This window comes from Pseudomonas mandelii, from assembly GCF_024138395.1.
Taxonomy (GTDB): domain Bacteria; phylum Pseudomonadota; class Gammaproteobacteria; order Pseudomonadales; family Pseudomonadaceae; genus Aquipseudomonas; species Aquipseudomonas mandelii_E.
In genome coordinates, this window is sequence record NZ_JAMYDU010000009.1 from 16,861 (window position 1) to 35,874 (window position 19,014).

At 60.4% G+C, this 19,014-nt stretch carries 19 protein-coding genes; 16 read left to right on the plus strand and 3 right to left on the minus strand.

Going from position 1 to position 19,014, the window contains the following annotated elements:
* Positions 1-151: 151 nt before the first annotated feature.
* Together NHU87_RS15480 and NHU87_RS15485 are read right to left on the minus strand one after the other, a co-directional pair.
* Entirely contained in the window at positions 152-559 is a 408-nt protein-coding gene (locus NHU87_RS15480; protein WP_253550154.1) for a PA2817 family protein, read from the minus strand.
* A gap of 130 nt (positions 560-689) precedes the next feature.
* Complete coding sequence (locus tag NHU87_RS15485; RefSeq protein ID WP_253550157.1) at positions 690-3,137, minus strand: acyl-CoA dehydrogenase; 2,448 nt, start codon at positions 3,135-3,137, stop codon at positions 690-692.
* A gap of 248 nt (positions 3,138-3,385) precedes the next feature.
* On the opposite strand from NHU87_RS15485, the gene NHU87_RS15490 reads away from it, so the two are divergent.
* From NHU87_RS15490 to NHU87_RS15505, 4 genes are all read left to right on the plus strand, one after another.
* Positions 3,386-4,045: a transglutaminase-like domain-containing protein gene (locus tag NHU87_RS15490; protein WP_253550160.1), complete on the plus strand. Its 660-nt coding sequence runs from the start codon at positions 3,386-3,388 to the stop codon at positions 4,043-4,045.
* Between the two features lie 43 nt (positions 4,046-4,088).
* Positions 4,089-4,712 (plus strand): glutathione S-transferase family protein, encoded by a 624-nt coding sequence (locus NHU87_RS15495; protein ID WP_253550163.1) that lies wholly within the window; start codon positions 4,089-4,091, stop codon positions 4,710-4,712.
* Positions 4,713-4,845: 133 nt separating this feature from the next.
* Positions 4,846-5,778 (plus strand): ABC transporter ATP-binding protein, encoded by a 933-nt coding sequence (locus tag NHU87_RS15500; protein WP_253550166.1) that lies wholly within the window; start codon positions 4,846-4,848, stop codon positions 5,776-5,778.
* Positions 5,775-6,554, plus strand: coding sequence for an ABC transporter permease (locus tag NHU87_RS15505; RefSeq protein ID WP_253550169.1), 780 nt, complete (start codon positions 5,775-5,777; stop codon positions 6,552-6,554). Before NHU87_RS15500 ends, NHU87_RS15505 begins: the two co-directional genes overlap by 4 nt.
* A gap of 171 nt (positions 6,555-6,725) precedes the next feature.
* Here the strand turns inward: NHU87_RS15505 and NHU87_RS15510 are convergent, their stop codons facing one another.
* Entirely contained in the window at positions 6,726-7,241 is a 516-nt protein-coding gene (locus NHU87_RS15510) for a DUF2062 domain-containing protein (RefSeq protein ID WP_253550172.1), read from the minus strand.
* 135 nt (positions 7,242-7,376) lie between these two features.
* Here NHU87_RS15510 and NHU87_RS15515 point away from each other — a divergent pair, with 135 nt between their 5' ends.
* The 12 genes from NHU87_RS15515 to NHU87_RS15570 all read left to right on the plus strand — a co-directional run bounded on the left by NHU87_RS15515 (position 7,377) and on the right by NHU87_RS15570 (position 18,827).
* Positions 7,377-9,611 (plus strand): DNA internalization-related competence protein ComEC/Rec2, encoded by a 2,235-nt coding sequence (locus NHU87_RS15515; protein WP_253550175.1) that lies wholly within the window; start codon positions 7,377-7,379, stop codon positions 9,609-9,611.
* A gap of 97 nt (positions 9,612-9,708) precedes the next feature.
* The gene (locus NHU87_RS15520; protein ID WP_253550178.1) at positions 9,709-10,344 is read left to right on the plus strand and encodes a MotA/TolQ/ExbB proton channel family protein; all 636 of its coding nucleotides are present in this window, start codon (positions 9,709-9,711) and stop codon (positions 10,342-10,344) included.
* Positions 10,341-10,769, plus strand: a complete 429-nt coding sequence (locus NHU87_RS15525; protein ID WP_253550181.1) for an ExbD/TolR family protein — start codon at positions 10,341-10,343, stop codon at positions 10,767-10,769. The genes NHU87_RS15520 and NHU87_RS15525 overlap by 4 nt, the downstream gene beginning before the upstream one ends.
* On the plus strand, positions 10,769-11,779 hold the full coding sequence (gene lpxK, locus NHU87_RS15530; protein WP_253550184.1) for a tetraacyldisaccharide 4'-kinase: 1,011 nt from the start codon (positions 10,769-10,771) through the stop codon (positions 11,777-11,779). The genes NHU87_RS15525 and lpxK overlap by 1 nt, the downstream gene beginning before the upstream one ends.
* A 25-nt stretch (positions 11,780-11,804) precedes the next feature.
* A complete protein-coding gene (locus NHU87_RS15535) occupies positions 11,805-11,990 on the plus strand; it encodes a Trm112 family protein (RefSeq protein WP_003179363.1) in 186 nt (61 codons plus the stop codon).
* Positions 11,987-12,751, plus strand: coding sequence for a 3-deoxy-manno-octulosonate cytidylyltransferase (gene kdsB, locus NHU87_RS15540; RefSeq protein WP_123494595.1), 765 nt, complete (start codon positions 11,987-11,989; stop codon positions 12,749-12,751). The genes NHU87_RS15535 and kdsB overlap by 4 nt, the downstream gene beginning before the upstream one ends.
* A complete protein-coding gene (locus NHU87_RS15545; RefSeq protein WP_253550186.1) occupies positions 12,751-13,215 on the plus strand; it encodes a low molecular weight protein-tyrosine-phosphatase in 465 nt (154 codons plus the stop codon). Before kdsB ends, NHU87_RS15545 begins: the two co-directional genes overlap by 1 nt.
* Positions 13,212-14,231, plus strand: a complete 1,020-nt coding sequence (gene murB / locus NHU87_RS15550; protein ID WP_253550189.1) for a UDP-N-acetylmuramate dehydrogenase — start codon at positions 13,212-13,214, stop codon at positions 14,229-14,231. The genes NHU87_RS15545 and murB overlap by 4 nt, the downstream gene beginning before the upstream one ends.
* Positions 14,232-14,465: 234 nt before the next feature.
* On the plus strand, positions 14,466-14,936 hold the full coding sequence (locus NHU87_RS15555; protein WP_253550656.1) for a (2Fe-2S)-binding protein: 471 nt from the start codon (positions 14,466-14,468) through the stop codon (positions 14,934-14,936).
* Positions 14,933-17,254: a xanthine dehydrogenase family protein molybdopterin-binding subunit gene (locus NHU87_RS15560; RefSeq protein WP_253550192.1), complete on the plus strand. Its 2,322-nt coding sequence runs from the start codon at positions 14,933-14,935 to the stop codon at positions 17,252-17,254. The genes NHU87_RS15555 and NHU87_RS15560 overlap by 4 nt, the downstream gene beginning before the upstream one ends.
* Positions 17,254-18,237, plus strand: a complete 984-nt coding sequence (locus tag NHU87_RS15565; protein ID WP_253550195.1) for an XdhC family protein — start codon at positions 17,254-17,256, stop codon at positions 18,235-18,237. The genes NHU87_RS15560 and NHU87_RS15565 overlap by 1 nt, the downstream gene beginning before the upstream one ends.
* Complete coding sequence (locus NHU87_RS15570) at positions 18,234-18,827, plus strand: nucleotidyltransferase family protein (RefSeq protein WP_253550213.1); 594 nt, start codon at positions 18,234-18,236, stop codon at positions 18,825-18,827. Before NHU87_RS15565 ends, NHU87_RS15570 begins: the two co-directional genes overlap by 4 nt.
* Positions 18,828-19,014 lie beyond the last annotated feature (187 nt).

Genomic DNA, 19,014 nt, shown 5'->3' on the forward strand with positions numbered 1-19,014 from the left:
TTTATGTCGTTCGCGCCATTACGTATGACACCAACCTGTAGGAGCGAGGCTTGCCCGCGAAGACTGACTACGAACCACCAAGTCACTCGGTAATGCCAAAAAAAGGCCCGCATGTTCAACCATGCGGGCCTTTTACATAACTGATTGGGGATCAGTGCTTGCTGTCCTGGCTCGACATCGCCAGCAGCTGCTTTTCCTGATTCCAGTCGAACGGTTCATCGTTCTGTTCGGCTTCGAAGCGACGCTCTTCAAGGGCCTGGTACAGGTCGATTTCTTCATCCGACAGGTAGTGCAGGCAGTCGCCGGCGAAGAACCACAGCAGATCCCGCGGGATCAGATGGGCGATTTGCGGATAACGGGAAATCACTTGAGTCAGGATGTCCTGGCCCAGGTATTGGCTTTCGATCGGCTCGATCGGCAGTGACGCCAGCAGTTCATCGAAGCGCTCCAGGAACAAGGCATGGCTTTCTTCGGGAACCTGTTCGGCCTCACCTACGGCGACCAGGATACTGCGCAGGTGGTCGAGCAAGACAAGATGATCGGCAACGACGTTGGACACGAGATAAGTCCTCAAGAGCAAAACAGGCGCAGGAGTATAAAGCTCCTGCGCCGCTTTTTCACTTGGTAAAGAGCCACTTGGTAAAGAGCCACATGGTAAACAGCCACATGAGGGCACACGGTCCGTCGGATCAGCGGACCATGCCTTCTGTCAGTACCAGCTCCTGTTTGTCGAAATCATCGACATCGATCACCTTGCGTCGCGCCACTTCTGCTTCACGCAAGCTCTGGGCCTCAACCGGTTGCAAGACGCCAGCCTCCAGGGCGGCGTCGATGGCAGTTTCTCCGACAGTGGGTTTGACCTGACGACTTTTCAGCGCCGTATTGAGTTTTTTCTGTAGTGGTTTGGCGGCGTTCAACAAGTCGCAGGCGTGCTGCAGGGCGCCGACCGAATCCTCTGGCGATTGTGGGCGATAGCAACCGCCCAGTAACTCCTCCAGCGTTGGATCGCCCTTGGGACGACCGATGACGGCTGCGACGCTGGCCGCCAGTTTGTCCGATGGGCCTCTGTGGCGACGACCGAATGGAAACACCAACACCCGCAACACGCATCCGAGTACCTTGTTCGGGAAGTTGGTCAGCAGTTCGTCCAGCGCACGTTCGGACTGGCCGAGGCTCTCCTCCATGGCCCAGGCGAACAGTGGGTGCATATGCTCGGGCGAGTCGAGATCGTGATAACGCTTGAGTGCGCCGGAGGCTAGATACAGGTAGCTGAGCACATCACCCAAACGCGCGGACAACCGTTCGCGGCGCTTTAGATCGCCGCCCAACAGCATCATGCTCTGGTCGGCCAGCATGGCAAAGGCTGCGGCCTGACGGTTGAGGGCGCGAAAATAGCCTTGGCTGAGCCTGTCCCCGGGCATGTGTTCGAAATGCCCGAGGCCGAGGTTCAGCACCAGCGTGCTGGCGGCGTTGCACACGGCAAAACCAATGTGGTCGAGCAGCAATGCATCGAACTCGATCAGTGCCTGTTGTTTGTCTTCGCGGTGGGCGAGGGCCATTTCCTTGAGGACGAACGGATGGCAGCGAATAGCGCCCTGGCCGAAGATCATCAAGTTGCGTGTGAGGATGTTCGCACCTTCGACCGTGACGGAAATGGGCGCACCTTGCCAGCTACGCGCCAAGTAGTTGTTCGGGCCCATGATGATGGCCCTGCCGCCGTGAACATCCATGGCGTGGCTGATGCATTCGCGGCCGCGTTCGGAGAGGTGGTATTTGATAATGGCCGACGGTACCGATGGTTTTTCGCCGAGATCGACCGCGTTGGCGGTAAGCATCCGTGCGCTGTCCATCAGCCAGGTGCTGCCGCCGATCCGCGCCAGTGCTTCCTGAATCCCTTCGAAGGCTGACAGCGGTGCATTGAATTGTTCGCGAACCTGCGCGTATTGGCCTGTCACCAGGCTGGTGAACTTGCCCGCAGCGGTACCGATGGCAGGTAGCGAAATGGAACGCCCGACCGACAGGCAATTCATCAGCATCATCCAGCCTTCGCCGAGCATCTCTTGACCGCCGATGATGAATTCCAGCGGTACAAACACATCCTTGCCGGAGTTCGGGCCGTTCATGAATGAGGCGCCCAGCGGCAGGTGACGGCGACCGATTTCTACGCCGGGGGTCTGGCTCGGAATCAAGGCGAGACTGATCCCCAGGTCGACTTTGTCGCCCAGCAGATGGTCCGGGTCATAGGCCTTGAACGCCAGACCGATCAAGGTCGCCACCGGGCCGAGGGTGATGTAGCGTTTTTCCCAGTTCAGACGCAGGCCGAGGGTTTCCTTGCCTTCCCATTCACCTTTGCAAATCACCCCGGTGTCGGTCATGCCGCCGACGTTGGAGCCCGCCATCGGACCCGTCAGGGCAAAGCAGGGGATATCGTCGCCGCGGGCCAGCCGTGGCAGGTAATGATTGCGTTGTTCGTCGGTGCCGTAATGCAGCAGCAGCTCCGCCGGGCCGAGGGAATTGGGCACCATGACGGTCGACGCCAGGTCGCCGCTGCGGGTGGCCAGTTTCATCGCCACTTGGGAGTGGGCATAGGCCGAGAAGCCTTTGCCACCGTACTCTTTGGGGATGATCAGGGCAAAAAAGCCATGTTGTTTGATGTGATCCCAAGCCTGGGGCGGCAGATCCAGCAACTGGCCGATCTGCCAATCGCTGACCATGGCGCAGAGCTCTTCGGTTGGGCCATCGATAAATGCTTGTTCCTCTTCGCTCAGTTGCGCCTTTGGATAGGACAGCAGCTTGTTCCAGTCCGGGCGACCGCTGAACAGCTCGCCGTCCCACCAGACCGTGCCCGCTTCGATGGCTTCACGCTCGGTTTGCGACATCGGTGGCAAGTTTTTTTGAAACCAGCTGAACATCGGGGCCGTGAAGAGTTTTCGGCGCAGATCCGGCAGCAACAGGAAAGCGGCCACGGCTGCGAGCATCACCCAGAAAATCAGCATTAGCCAGACGGGGGCATGGCTGAAGATGCCCATCGCCAGCAGATAGACAGCGATGATGCCCAAGGCGGGCAGAGGCGCAGTGCGGCGATGTGCCAGGTAGGCAATCCCGACCACCAGAACCAGTATCCACAACAGCAACATATTCAATTCTCCATGAAGCCAAGGGCAAAACCACTTTCAGAGCTTAGACGGCATCCATAAAAGTGGAGGTCAGAGCGATAGGTCTGAGTTTGTAGGAAGCAACGGCTGAAACTTGTCAGTTATTTCGAGGGCAGACGGTTAACCGCTGTTATCGACAGGGCGGCAAACGCTGATATTTGGCCGAAACGTCGTTATCTCTGTGCTGAAGGTGTCGCTAGACTCGTGGCTTCCCCCAGGAGATTGTTCCCATGCACGCATGTCTGAGCCCCGGCCGCTTCATCGATAGTGATCACCCCTCGGTGGTGGAGTTCGCGGAAAAACATCGTGGCGTCGGGCGCGATCCGCTTGAACAGGCGATCAATCTCTATTACGCGGTGCGCGAGGCCGTGCGCTACAACCCTTACACCTTCAGCCGCGATCCAGAGACCTTGCGCGGCAGCTATGCGCTGGCGGCAGGGGAGAGTTATTGCGTGCCCAAAGCCACGCTGCTGGCCGGTGCGGCCAGGCATTGCGGGATCCCGGCGCGTATCGGTCTGGCAGATGTGCGCAATCACCTGTCGACGCCGCGTCTGCTCGAATTGCTCAAGAGCGATGTGTTCGCCATGCACGGCTACACCGAGTTGTACCTGAACGATCGCTGGGTCAAAGCCACCCCGGCTTTCAATCAACAACTCTGCGAACTGTTCAATGTCGCGCCGCTGGAATTCGACGGGATCAACGACAGCGTGTTCCATCCCTTCAACCGTGACGGCGAGCAGTTAATGGAATACCTGATCGATCACGGCCAGTTCACCGATGTGCCTGAAGCGTTCTTTTTCGAACACCTGGAAAAGTGCTATCCGCATCTGTTCGACAAGCAACTGCCGGTGTTGCTGGGTGACATGCAGAGCGATTTGAGTCGCGCCTGATCCGGCGTATGCTGCCTGCGCATTCATCCAAAAAGGGGCGGTCATGCTGAAGATCTGGGGTCGGAAAAATTCGTCGAATGTCAGGAAGCCATTGTGGGCAGCCGAAGAACTGGGCCTGACCTATGAAGCCATCGATGCCGGCGGCGCCTTTGGCGTGGTCGACACGCCCGAGTACCGCGCGATGAATCCCAACGGCCGCGTGCCGGTGATCGAAGACGACGGTTTCGTGCTGTGGGAATCCAACACCATCGTCCGTTATCTGATGGCCCGTCATGCCAGCGATACGGCGTGGTATCCGACAGATCTGCAGGCCCGAGCTTCCGCCGAAAAGTGGATGGACTGGACCACCTCAAGTTTTGCCGCCCCGTTTCGCACGGTGTTCTGGGGCGTACTGCGCACCCCGGCAGACCAGCAGGATTGGCCGGCCATCAAGGCCGCGATCAAGGAGTGCGACGATCTGCTGTCGATGGTCGATCAAGCGCTGGCGGCTAAACCGTACCTGTCGGGCGATGAGATCGGCATGGGCGACATTCCCTTGGGCAGTTTCATTTATGCCTGGTTCGAGATGCCGATCGAGCGTGCGCCGCAGCCTCATCTCCAGGCCTGGTATGCGCGATTGAAACAGCGTCCGGCCTATCAGAAGGCGGTCATGACCGCGTTGACTTAATACTCACTATCGACACGCTTGACTGTACTTGTGCGGCAGCGACAAGCACCATTGCGCTCGTGCGCCGCGGTTGCATTGCTCGCCGCCTGCCCTTATTTATTCCTTTCTTCCCTTCTTGGTGCGTAAATCCGATATGAGTTCCGCTCTGTCCATCCGGCAGCTAACCAAAACCTACGGCAACGGTTTCCAGGCCTTGAGTGGTATCGATCTGGATGTCGCCGAAGGTGACTTTTTCGCCTTGCTCGGCCCTAACGGCGCCGGCAAATCCACAACTATCGGCATTCTCTCGACCCTGGTGAACAAGACCAGCGGAACGGTGAATATCTTCGGTCATGACTTGGACAAGAATCCTGCGCAGCTCAAGCGCTCCATCGGCGTGGTGCCCCAGGAATTCAACTTCAACCAGTTCGAAAAAACCTTCGACATCGTCGTGACCCAGGCCGGTTACTACGGCATTCCGCCGAAAATCGCCAAGGAACGCGCCGAGCAGTACCTGACCCAACTGGGCCTGTGGGACAAGCGCGATGTGCCGTCGCGCTCCCTGTCCGGCGGCATGAAGCGCCGACTGATGATCGCCCGTGCGCTGGTTCACGAACCGCGCCTGCTGATCCTCGACGAACCGACGGCGGGGGTGGACATCGAATTGCGTCGTTCGATGTGGACATTCCTCACCGAACTGAACAAGAAAGGCATCACCATCATCCTCACCACCCACTACCTGGAAGAGGCTGAGCAGTTGTGCCGCAACATCGGCATCATCGACCACGGCACCATTGTCGAGAACACCAGCATGAAGCAGTTGCTCAGCCAATTGCATGTCGAAACCTTCCTGCTGGACATGAAGAACACTTTGCAGGTGGCACCGCAGTTGCTCGGTTACCCGGCCAGACTGATCGACAGTCACACCCTGGAAGTCCAGGTCGACAAGGCCATGGGCATTACCGCGCTGTTTACCCAATTGGCGCAGCAGAACATCGAAGTGTTGAGTCTGCGTAACAAAACCAATCGCCTCGAGGAGTTGTTCGTGTCCCTGGTGGAGAAGAATCTGTCGAAGGTGGCGGTATGAGTTCCGAGCTGCAACCCAACCTCGTTGCCCTCAATACCATTGTCTATCGTGAGGTCAAGCGCTTCACCCGGATCTGGCCACAGACCTTGCTGCCGCCGGCAATCACCATGGTTCTGTACTTCGTGATCTTCGGCAACCTGATCGGCCGGCAGATCGGCGACATGGGTGGTTTCACCTACATGGAGTACATCGTGCCGGGGCTGATCATGATGTCGGTGATCACCAACTCCTACGGCAATGTGGTGTCGAGTTTCTTTGGTAGCAAATTCCAGCGCTCCATCGAAGAGTTGATGGTGTCGCCGGTGTCGCCCCATACGATTCTGATCGGCTACACCTTGGGCGGCGTGCTGCGCGGGTTGATGGTCGGGATCATCGTGACCCTGCTGTCGCTGTTCTTCACTCAATTGCAGGTGCATCACCTGGGCGTGACCGTTCTGGTGGTGGTGCTGACGGCGACGATCTTCTCGCTGCTGGGTTTCATCAACGCGGTATTTGCGCGCAACTTCGATGATATCTCGATCATCCCGACGTTTGTGCTGACGCCGTTGACCTACTTGGGCGGGGTGTTCTATTCGATCAGTTTGCTGCCACCGTTTTGGCAGACTGTGTCGCTGGCCAACCCGGTGCTGCACATGGTCAACGCTTTCCGTTACGGCATTCTCGGTGTGTCGGATATCAAGATCAGTATTGCGATTACCTTCATGCTGGTGGCGACTGTTGTGCTGTATATCGGTTGTGCGCGGTTGCTGGTGAGTGGGCGCGGGATGCGTACCTAAGGAAGACCGAGTCGCCTTCATCGCGGGCAAGCCCGCTCCCACAGTGAATTGGCGTTGGCCACATATTTTGTGATCAACACAGAACCCATGTGGGAGCGGGCTTGCCCGCGATGGCGTCAGCCCAGACACCGCAAAAAAAACGGCCTCCACATTGGAGGCCGTTTTACATTCTCACATTCGACTTTTCTTGCGCCGTTTCCACTGCCGACTCACCCACCAGCGCCAATACATCATCACCAGGCAATAGGCGAGGGCACCCAGCACCAGCCCCATGACCACCGATCCGAGCAAAAACGGTTGCCACAGCGTCGAGAGTTCCCCGCTGATCCATTCCCAAGTGAGTTCATTCGGCAGGCTGCGGGCGGGAACATCCATCAACCAGGCGCCGGTCTGGTAAGTGCAGAAGAACACCGCCGGCATGGTGATCGGGTTAGTCAACCAGACCAGGCTGACGGCAATCGGCAAGTTCCCCCGCGCGATGATGGCCAGGAACGCCGCCACCAGCATCTGCAATGGAATCGGCAGGAACGCCGCGAACAGTCCGACCGCCATCGCCCGCGCGACGGAGTGGCGATTGAGGTGCCAGAGGTTCGGGTCATGCAGCAGAGTGCCGAGAAAGCGTAAGGATTTGTGTTCCCTGATGCTGGTCGGGTCTGGCATGTAACGTTTGAATAAGCGCCGGGGCATAAGGCTTCTCGGTCGGTTCAGGCGGCAAGTATGTCTGGATTCTACGAACCGCCCATTCAGACTTTGTGACAATTGATAACGACGGACGTGCGGCGGACCAGCTAAGCCTAGTCGGGGACTCTCAAGGACGGGCTTATGCGCACAGGGATGATGGCGCTGGCGTTGGGTCTGCTGGCCTTGCGTTTTTTACCAGTATTACCGCCGGCGGGGTTGTGGCTGTTATTGCCGGTAGTGGGATTGATGTTGCTGCCGTTTCGCACCTTTCCGGTGGCATTTTTGCTGTTCGGTTTCAGTTGGGCGGGCGCGAATGCACAGTGGGCACTGGATGATCGCCTGGCGCTGAATCTCGATGGTGAGACGCGTTGGATCGAAGGTCGTGTGACCGGATTGCCGCAGCAGGCCGACGGCGTGGTGCGTTTCGAGCTGACGGATAGTCAGTCGCGTCGCGCCAAGCTGCCTGAGCACTTGCGCCTGGCCTGGTATGGCGGGCCTCCCGTCAACAGCGGCGAATATTGGCGGCTGGCCGTCAAATTGAAGCGTCCTGCCGGGTTGCTTAACCCGCATGCGTTCGACTACGACGCTTGGTTACTGGCCCGGCACATCGGCGCCACCGGGACCGTCAAAGATGGCCAGCGACTGATGGAGGCGCAGTGGGCCTGGCGTGACGGCATCCGTCAGCGTTTGCAGGCCGTGGATGCCCAAGGGCGAACGGGCGCGCTGACGGCGTTGGTGCTGGGGGATGGCGCCGGGCTAAGTCGTGAGGACTGGCAGGTGCTGCAAGACACCGGCACCATGCATCTGTTGGTGATTTCCGGGCAGCACATCGGCTTGCTGGCGGGAGTGGTGTATCTGCTGATTACCGGATTGGCTCGTTATGGTGTGTGGCCCACGCGCTTGCCGTGGCTGCCATGGGCGTGCGGGCTGGCGTTCGCGGCGGCGCTCGGTTATGGGTTGCTGGCCGGCTTCGAGGTGCCGGTGCGGCGGGCCTGCCTGATGATCGGTCTGGTGCTGGTGTGGCGATTAAAGTTTCTTCACCTCGGCGCATGGTGGCCGCTGTTGCTGGCGCTTGACGGTGTTTTGCTGCTGGACCCGCTGGCGAGCCTGCAACCGGGTTTCTGGTTGTCCTTTGCGGCGGTGGCGGTGCTGATTTTCACCTTTGGCGGGCGATTGGGTCCGTGGCGCTGGTGGCAAACCTGGACTCGCGCCCAATGGCTGATCGCGATCGGTCTGTGCCCGCTGCTGTTGGTGCTGGGGTTGCCGATCAGTCTCAGCGGGCCGCTGGCCAATTTGCTGGCGGTGCCCTGGGTCAGTCTGGTGATCCTGCCGCCGGCCTTGCTTGGGACGATGTTGCTGCCCGTTCCTTATGTGGGCGAAGGATTGCTGTGGTTGGCCGGCGGTTTGATCGATCTGTTGTTCAAGGGGTTGGCGTTGATCTCCGGGCAGTTGCCCGCGTGGGTGCCGGTGGCGGTCCCGTTGTGGGTATGGGCGCTCGGCACGCTGGGCGCTTGTTTGCTGCTGTTGCCGCGAGGCGTGCCGTTGCGCCCGTTGGGCTGGCCGATGTTGCTGTTACTGGTTTTTCCGCCCCGGCATACATTGCCTGAAGGCATGGCCGAGGTTTGGCAGCTGGATGTCGGTCAGGGTTTGGCGATCCTGGTGCGTACCCGCCATCACACCTTGCTGTATGACGCCGGGCCACGGTTCGGCGATATCGACCTGGGTGAGCGGGTGGTGCTGCCGTCATTGCGCAAACTGGGGGTGAACGGCCTCGACCTGATGCTGATCAGCCATGCAGATGCCGATCACGCCGGTGGTGCGCGAGCCATTGCCAATGGAATACCGGTGAAGCAAGTACTGAGTGGCGATCATTTGGCCCTGCCAGACGAATTGCATGCCGAGGGCTGCGAGAGCGGTCAGCAATGGACTTGGGACGCGGTGAAGTTTCAGCTCTGGCAGTGGCCGTCTGCCAGCGACCGCAATCAGAAATCCTGCGTGTTGCAGATCGAAGCCAACGGCGAGCGGTTGCTGCTGACCGGCGACATCGACGCCGAAGCCGAGCGGGCGCTGCTCGACGGTCCATTGGCGGTGCCGACGGATTGGTTGCAGGCCCCGCACCATGGCAGTCGCAGTTCGTCTTCGATGGCGTTGCTCAGCGCCTTGCAACCCAAAGCGGTGCTGATCTCCCGGGGTAACGGCAATTCTTTCGGCCATCCCCATCCCACGGTTGTGGCGCGGTATCAAAAGCGCGGTGTGGCAATCTACGACAGCGCCGAGCAAGGTGCCATTCGTCTGCAACTGGGACGCTTCAAGCCGCCGTGGACGATGCTTCAAGAACGGCGCTTCTGGCGCGATCCGCCACTATCCAGCCAGTAACCCGAACTATCGAAGCCCGACCGGATGCGACATCGCGGTCTTCGGTGCGTCCACCCCCTATGTTAGAGTGGCGCACTTTTTCGAGGGGACTGTCACTGTGTGGGAATTGGTCAAATCCGGCGGCTGGATGATGCTGCCGATCATTCTGAGTTCCATCGCGGCCATGGCGATCGTCGCCGAGCGTCTGTGGACCCTGCGTGCCAGCCGCGTGACCCCGGAGTATTTGCTCGGGCAGGTCTGGGTCTGGATCAAGGACAAACAACTCAATAAAGAAAAGCTCAAGGAACTGCGCGCCAACTCTCCGTTGGGCGAGATCCTGGCCGCTGGTCTGGCGAACTCCAGGCATGGTCGCGAGATCATGAAAGAGTGCATCGAAGAAGCCGCTGCGCGGGTGATTCACGAGCTCGAACGCTACATCAACGCCCTCGGCACCATCGCCGCCATGGCCCCGCTGCTGGGTCTGCTGGGGACGGTGCTGGGCATGATCGATATTTTCAGTGCATTCATGGGCACGGGCATGGGCACCAACGCCTCAGTGCTGGCCGGCGGTATTTCCAAAGCGCTGATCACCACCGCCGCAGGCCTGATGGTCGGTATTCCGGCCGTGTTCTTCCACCGCTTCCTGCAACGCCGCATAGATGAACTGGTGGTGGGCATGGAGCAGGAAGCGATCAAGCTGGTCGAGGTAGTGCAGGGTGACCGCGACGTGGATCTGGCTGAGGGCAAAGCGTGAAATTCCGTCGTAAACCGCGGGAAACGATAGACATCAACCTCGCGTCGTTGATCGACGTGGTGTTTATCCTGCTGCTGTTTTTCGTTGTGACCACTACCTTCACCCGTGAAACCCAGTTGCGCGTCGACTTGCCCGAAGCAGTCAGCGGTTCCCCGGCCGAAGACCAGCAGCCCAAGCAACTGGATATCGCCATCAGCGCCGAAGGTGTGTTCTCGGTCAACAACCAGTTGTTGCCCAAGAACGACCTGACCAGCCTGATGGAAGCGCTGCAGAAAGAATCCAATGGCGATACCAACCTGCCACTGTCCATCAGCGCCGACGGCAAGACCCCCCATCAGTCCGTCATCACCGCGATGGACGCTGCCGGCAAGCTTGGTTTCAGTCACTTGCGCATGACCACTGTCGAGGCGGCGCCGGCGTCCTGATGGCCATGTCCGATCGATTGCTCGCTGCGTGGTACGAAGGCCATCCGGCGTTGAAACTGTTGCAGCCTCTGGAATGGCTCTATCGGCGCGTGGTCATCGGTAAGCGCGAGCGCTTTCTGGCGGGTGAAGGCGAGATCTATCAGCCGCCAGTGCCGCTGATTGTGGTCGGCAACATCACGGTGGGCGGCACCGGCAAGACACCGCTGATTTTGTGGATGATTCAGCACTGCCAGCGCAACGGTCTGCGGGTCGGTGTGGTCAGCCGTGGTTACGGCGCCAAACCTGCGCACTTGCCGTGGCGGGTCGAGGCGGATCAAGGCGCGGACGTGGCGGGTGATGAACCGTTGTTGATCGTCCAGCGCACCGGCGTGCCGCTGATGATCGACCCGGATCGCAGCCGCGCGGTCCAAGCCTTGCTGGCGAGTGAGCCGCTGGACCTGATCCTCTCCGACGACGGTATGCAGCATTATCGGCTGGCCCGGCACCTGGAACTGGTGCTGATCGATGCCGCCAGGGGGCTGGGCAACCAGCGTTGCCTGCCGGCCGGGCCGTTGCGCGAACCGATCGAGCGCCTGCAAAGCGTCGATGCGGTGCTTTACAACGGCGCCACGGCCGACCGCATCGACGGTTTTGCCTTCCAGCTGCAACCCACCGTGCTGGTCAACCTGCAAAGCGGCGAACGCCGGCCCCTTGACCACTTCCCTTCAGGCCAGGCCATTCACGCCGTGGCCGGGATCGGCAATCCCCAGCGTTTCTTCACGACCCTCGAAACGCTACACTGGCAGCCAGTGCCACATGCATTTGCCGACCACGCCGAGTACAGCGTGCAGGCCTTGAATTTCACACCGTCATTGCCCGTGGTGATGACGGAAAAGGACGCGGTGAAGTGCCGTGCCTTCGCCGCCGCCGATTGGTGGTACCTGGCGGTCGATGCTGCGCCATCGCCGGCCTTCGTGGCCTGGTTCGATACGCAGCTGATACGCCTGTTGCCGGCTGGTCTTTTGCCTTAACTCCGTTTCTATCCAGGGAATGTTCATGGACACCAAATTGCTCGATATTCTCGCTTGCCCGGTCTGCAAAGGTCCGCTCAAGCTCAGCGCCGACAAAACCGAGCTGATCAGCAAGGGTGCCGGCCTGGCGTACCCGATTCGCGACGGCATCCCGGTGATGCTCGAAAGCGAAGCGCGCACCCTGACCACCGACGAGCGTCTGGATAAATGACCACAGCCTTTACTGTCGTCATCCCATCGCGCTATGCCTCCACCCGTCTGCCGGGCAAACCCCTGCTGCTGATCGCCGGCAAGCCGATGATCCAGCACGTCTGGGAACAGGCGAGCAAAAGCAGTGCCCAGCGTGTGGTCGTGGCCACTGACGATGCGCGCATTGTCGAGGCCTGCAAAAGCTTCGGTGCCGAGGTGGTGCTGACTCGCGAAGACCACAATTCCGGCACCGACCGACTGGCTGAAGTCGCGGCGAAACTGGGCCTGGCCCCGGACGCCATCGTGGTCAACGTTCAGGGCGACGAGCCGTTGATTCCGCCGAGCGTGATCGATCAGGTCGCCGCCAACCTGGCCGCCCACACCGAAGCGCGCATGGCCACCCTGGCCGAGCCGATCGAAGACGTGGAAACCCTGTTCAACCCCAATGTGGTCAAGGTGGTCAGCGACCTCAATGGCCTGGCGCTGACGTTCAGCCGTGCCACTTTGCCGTGGGCGCGCGACGCGTTTGCCAAAAGCCGCGAGCAATTGCCGGAAGGTGTGCCTTATCGCCGTCACATCGGCATTTATGCCTATCGCGCCGGTTTTCTGCATGACTTCGTCACCTGGGGCCCGTGCTGGCTGGAAAACACCGAAGCGCTGGAGCAACTGCGGGCGCTCTGGCACGGCGTGCGGATTCATGTGGCCGATGCGCTGATCGCACCGCCTACCGGCGTCGATACCATTGAAGACCTCGAGCGCGTTCGTCGCTTGCTGGAGGCCTGATGCGGGTTCTGTTCGTCTGCCTTGGCAATATCTGCCGTTCCCCCACGGCTGAAGGCGTATTGCGGCACAAACTGCGTGAGGCGGGGCTGGCCGATCAAGTCGAAGTGGCTTCCGCCGGCACCGGCGACTGGCACGTCGGCAAGGCCCCGGACAAGCGCAGCCAGGCCGCGGCCAAGTTGCGCGGCTACGACCTGTCCGCCCAGCGCGCGCAGCAAATCAGCCGTGCCGATTTCGCCACCTACGACCTGATTCTGGCGATGGACAACAGCAACCTGCGCCATCTCAAGGCCCTGCAACCGGCCAAGGGCAAGGCCGAACTGGACCTGTTCCTGCGTCGCTTCCAGTCGGAAATCGATGAAGTGCCGGATCCTTATCACGACAGTGATCAGGGGTTCGAAAAGGTACTGGACCTGATCGAGCGCGCCAGCGATTTGCTGGTAATCGAATTGAAGGGCCGGTTATGAGTTTGCAGGTACAAGCTCAGGTATCGCTCAAGCCGTTCAACAGCTTTGGCGTGGATGTACAGGCCCGGCTGTTTGCCGAGGCCCATAGCGATGCCGACGTACGCGAAGCCCTGGCCTATGGGCTGGAGCATGATGTGCCCGTATTGGTGATCGGTGGCGGCAGCAATTTGCTGCTGACCGCTGATGTGCAGGCGCTGGTGCTGCGCATGGCCACGCGGGGAATTCGCCTGCTGACCGATGATGGCAACCAGGTGGTGATCGAAGCCGAGGCGGGCGAGCCTTGGCATCCTTTTGTGCAACATACGCTGGCGCAAGGGTTGGCGGGGCTGGAAAACCTCAGCCTGATTCCCGGCACCGTGGGCGCGGCACCGATGCAGAACATCGGCGCTTATGGCGTCGAGATAAAAGACGTTTTTGCCGGCCTGACCGCCCTCGATCGTCAGACCGGCGAACTGCGGGACTTCACGCTGGCCGAATGCAACTTCGCCTACCGTGACAGCCTGTTCAAACAGGAACCGGGGCGCTGGTTGATCCTGCGGGTGCGTTTCACCCTTACGCGCACCGCGCACCTGCACCTGGAATACGGCCCGGTTCGCCAGCGCCTGACGTCGCTGGGCATCGATCACCCGACGCCTACAGACGTCAGTCAGGCCATTTGCAGCATTCGCAACGAAAAGCTCCCGGACCCGGCGGTGCTCGGCAATGCCGGCAGCTTCTTCAAGAACCCCTTGGTGCCGGCGACATTGGTGGCGCAACTCAAGGAGCAATACCCGGAGCTGGTGGCCTATGCGCAGCCCGACGGGCAAATGAAACTGGCGGCGGGCTGGCTGATCGAACGGGCCGGCTGGAAAGGCTTTCGCGACGGTGATGCCGGTGTCCATAAATTACAGGCGCTGGTGCTGGTTAACTACGGTGCCGCAACGGGCCTGCAATTGCTGAACCTGGCGCAGCGTATTCAGAAAGACATATCAGAGCGTTTCAAGGTCGACCTGGAAATGGAACCCAATCGGTATTGAGGCTACGCTTTCACGGCTGATTCCAAAGCCCTGCACATCTTCAAGTGTGCAGGGCTTTTTTGTTAATGCTGGGTTAACTTAGCTACCTAACGATGCAAGCATTTGCTCCACCAAAGGCCCGGTGCAGACATCGCGTCCGCATAAGAGAGCCTATTAGCCTGAGTCGATCTGCGCGAAGGAACCACGTTGCAGATTGCTCGACCCCATAACCTCTATAACTATGCGGGCGTGCCCATGATTACCCTGAAACTCAATGGTCAAGATCATCAACTCGATGTCACCGAGGACATGCCGCTGCTCTGGGCGATCCGTGACGTGGCCGGTTACAACGGCACCAAATTCGGCTGCGGCATGGGCCTGTGTGGCGCCTGCACCATTCATATCGACGGTGCGCCCGCGCGCAGTTGCATCATGCCGATTGGCTCGGTAGTCGGCCAGAACGTCACCACCATCGATAACCTGCACGCTGACCCGGTTGGCAAAGTCGTCCAGCAAGCCTGGCTCGACAGCGCCGTGGCTCAGTGCGGTTACTGCCAGGGCGGGCAGATCATGTCGGCCACCGCATTGCTGAAAACCAATCCGAACCCCAGCGACGAGCAGATTGAAGAGGCGATGGTCGGCAATATTTGCCGTTGTGGCACCTACAACCGGATCAAGACTGCCATCCGGCAGGCATCCACTCACCTGAAGGAGGCCAAGGCATGAGCCAGTTACCGAATGACTTTGCGCTGAGCAACCTCAGCCGTCGTGGCTTCCTCAAAGGCGTGGGCGCCACCAGTGCGCTGGTGCTGGCAGCCAGTTGGGGTTGGCAGGACGCGCTCGCTGCCGAAAAAGACAAAAAGTTCGGCGCCGACGGCATGCCCAACGGCTGGATCGATGATCCCAAGGTTTATGTCAGCATCGCCGCCGATGGCAGCGTGACCGTGGTCTGCAACCGCTCGGAAATGGGCCAGGGCGTGCGCACCAGTCTGACCATGGTAGTAGCTGATGAACTGGACGCCGACTGGGCGCTGGTAAAGGTGCAACAGGCGCCGGGGGACGAAGTGCGTTTCGGTAACCAGGACACCGACGGTTCGCGCAGCATGCGTCACTGGTACGAGCCGATGCGCCGTTGCGGTGCTGCCGCGCGGACCATGCTTGAGCAAGCCGCCGCCGCGCAGTGGAAAGTGCCGGTCAGCGAGTGCCGTGCGCAACTGCATAAAGTCATACACCAACCGACCGGTCGTGAACTGGGCTACGGCGCGTTGGCCGCCGCGGCCAGTGCGCTGGCGGTGCCGGCCCGCGACAGCCTGCGGCTCAAGCAGCCGTCGGAATTCCGTTATATCGGCAAGGAAGGCACCAAGGCCATCGACGGTGCGGACATCGTCAATGGTCGCGCGGTTTATGGCGCCGATGTGCATTTCGACGGCATGCTCTTCGCCACCATCGCGCGTCCAGCGGTGTACGGCGGCAAAGTCAAATCCTTCGATGCCAGCGCTGTGATGAAAGTCCCGGGGGTGATCAAGGTTCTGCAAATCGAAAGCCGTCCATTGCCGTCCGAGTTTCAACCTCTGGGCGGTGTGGCCGTAGTGGCCAGCAATACCTGGGCGGCGATCAAGGGCCGCGAGGCGCTGAAAATCGAGTGGGATGACGGCCCCAACGCCAGTTACGACTCGATCGCCTACCGCAAGGAAATCGAAGCCGCGTCCCTCAAACCCGGCAAAGTGGTGCGCAATACTGGCAGCATCGACCAGGCCATGAGCAGCGCCGACAGTACCCTCGAAGCCTCTTACTACCTGCCGCACCTGGCGCAATCGCCCATGGAGCCGATGGTCGCCGTCGCCCGTTTCAAGGACGGCGTGTGCGAAGCCTGGGCCCCAAGCCAGGCACCGCAAGTCACCCGTGAACGGATCGGCGAGCGCCTCGGTATTCCATTCGATAATGTCACCCTCAACGTCACCTTGCTCGGCGGCGGTTTTGGCCGCAAGTCCAAGCCGGACTTCGTCATTGAAGCGGCGATCCTGGCCAAGGAGTTCCCGGGCAAGGCCGTACGGGTGCAATGGACCCGTGAAGACGACATCCATAACTCTTATTTCCACACCGTGTCGGCCGAATACCTGAAAGCCAGCCTGAACAAGGATGGCCTGCCGTCCGGCTGGCTGCACCGCACGGTGGCGCCAAGCATCACCGCGCTGTTCGCGCCGGGCATGAACCATGAGGCGGCTTTCGAGCTGGGCATGGGCTTTACCAACATGGCTTACGCGATCCCCAACGTGCGCCTGGAAAACCCTGAAGCGATGGTCCATACGCGGGTCGGCTGGTATCGCTCGGTGTCGAACATTCCCCACGGCTTTGCGATTCAGAGCTTTGTCGATGAGCTGGCCCACAAGGCTGGTCAGGATCCGCTCAAGTACCAGATCAAACTGCTCGGCCCGGACCGTCAGATCGATCCGCGCACTCTGAGCGAGGAGTGGAACTACGGTGAATCCCCCGAGCGTTACCCGATTGATACCGCTCGGATGCGCATCGTGCTGGAAACCGCCGCCAAAGCGGCCGGTTGGGGGCGTGAGTTGCCCAAGGGCCGAGGCTTGGGCCTGGCGGTGCATTATAGTTTTGTCACTTATGTGGCGGCGGTGATCGAGGTGGAAGTCAAAGACGATGGTACGTTGATCGTGCACAAGGCCGACATCGCCGTGGATTGCGGTCCGCAGATCAACCCCGAGCGGATTCGCTCGCAGTTCGAAGGTGCCTGCGTCATGGGCCTGGGCAACGCGGTGCTGGGGGAAATCAGCTTCAAGGACGGCAAGGTTCAGCAGGACAATTTCCACATGTACGAAGTGGCGCGCATGTCTCTGGCACCGAAAGAAATCGCCGTGCATCTGGTCACGCCACCGGGCGATGTGCCGTTGGGCGGGGTCGGTGAGCCAGGCGTGCCGCCGATCGCGCCAGCGCTGTGCAACGCGATCTTCGCCGCCACCGGCAAGCGCATCCGTGACCTGCCGGTACGTTATCAGCTGCAAGGCTGGCAGAAGGCGCAAGCCTGATGGACAGCGTCGATCTGAATGTCCTGCGCAGCGTGCTGGAATGGCGCCGCGCCGGTCAGCGGGTGATGTTGTACAGCGTGGTCCAGACCTGGGGCACCGCGCCCCGGGCACCTGGCGCCATGCTGGCCTTGCGTGAAGATGGTGTGGTGATTGGCTCGGTGTCCGGTGGCTGCATCGAGGATGACCTGATTGCCCGGCTGCACGATGGCCGTATCCCGGCCGATGGGCCGCCGGTGCAGTTGATTACCTATGGCGTCACCCGTGAGGAGGCCGCACGGTTTGGTTTGCCGTGCGGCGGCACATTGCGCCTGACCGAAGAGCGCGTCGGTGACCCGGTGTGGGTCGCCGAATTGTTGGCACGCTGCGAGGCGCATGAAATCGTTGCGCGTGAGCTGAATCTGGCGACCGGTGAAGTGGTTTTGCAGCAAGCGAGCAAGACCGATGCGCTGGTGTTTGACGGGCAGACCTTGCGCGCCATTTATGGTCCACGCTGGCGGCTGTTGCTGATCGGTGCCGGCCAACTGTCGCGCTACGTTGCCGAGATGGCGCGGCTGCTGGATTTCGAAGTGCTGATCTGCGATCCGCGCACCGAGTTCGTCTACGGCTGGGAGGAGCAACAGGGTCGCTTCGTCCCGGGCATGCCCGATGAAGCGGTGCTGACCATCCAGACCGACGAGCGCACGGCCATTGTCGCGCTGACCCACGATCCGCGCCTGGATGACATGGCGCTGCTTACCGCGCTGGACTCCAAGGCGTTTTATGTCGGTGCGCTGGGTTCGCGGGTCAACAGCCAGAAGCGCCGGGACAACCTGGCTCAGCTAGGCTTGTCTCAACAGGCCATCGAGCGCTTGCACGGCCCGATCGGTTTGCACATCGGCAGCCATACACCGGCGGAAATCGCCTTGTCGCTGCTGGCCGAAATTGTGGCGATCAAGAACGGCGTCGAGCTGAAACAGAAGAAGCCGTTGCAGGAGGGCGTATGAGCGACCCCATCGGCGTTATCGTAGTGGCCGCGGGGCAGGGCAGTCGGTTCCGACAAGTAGCGGGTGACGATAAGGACAAGCTGCTGGTGGACTGCACCGGTCGTGACGGCGTCAGCGTGCATTCGATGATCGAGCAGGTGCTGGTAAATCTGCCGGCCACGCTTGAAAAGCGCGTGCTGGTGACCACGGCGGATCGCCCGCAAGTGATTCGTATGGCTCAGGCCTATGGGTGCGAGATTGTGCGGATCGAGTCGACCGGTCTGGGCGACAGCATTGCGGCGGGAGTGGCGGCGTGTTCGCAGCTCGGTGGCTGGCTGATCGTGCTGGGGGATATGCCGTTTATCCTGCCGTCCAGCATTGAGCAGGTTGTTGCGAATATTGCCGATGATGCGATCAGCGTGCCGGTGTATGAAGGGCAATATGGGCATCCGGTGGGGTTCGGGCGAAGTTTTGGTCCGGGATTGATGGCGTTGACCGGTGATCAGGGCGCCAAGTTGCTGTTCGCACAGGCGAGGGTGGTCGAGGTGGCGGTGGAGGATCCCGGCGTGTTGTGGGATGTGGATACCCCAGAGGGACTGGTCTTCGCCTGACTCACCGCCATCGCGGGCAAGCCACGCTCCCACAGGTTTTGCGTCGAGCATAATTTCTCCTGAGCGACACAAAACCTGTGGGGGCGTGGCTTGCCCGCGATGAACGGTAACGCGGTTTTCCTGCGTTACAACGGGCATAAAAAAAGCCCCGCCTGGCTTTACCATGCGGGGCTTTTTAGTGGCCAAT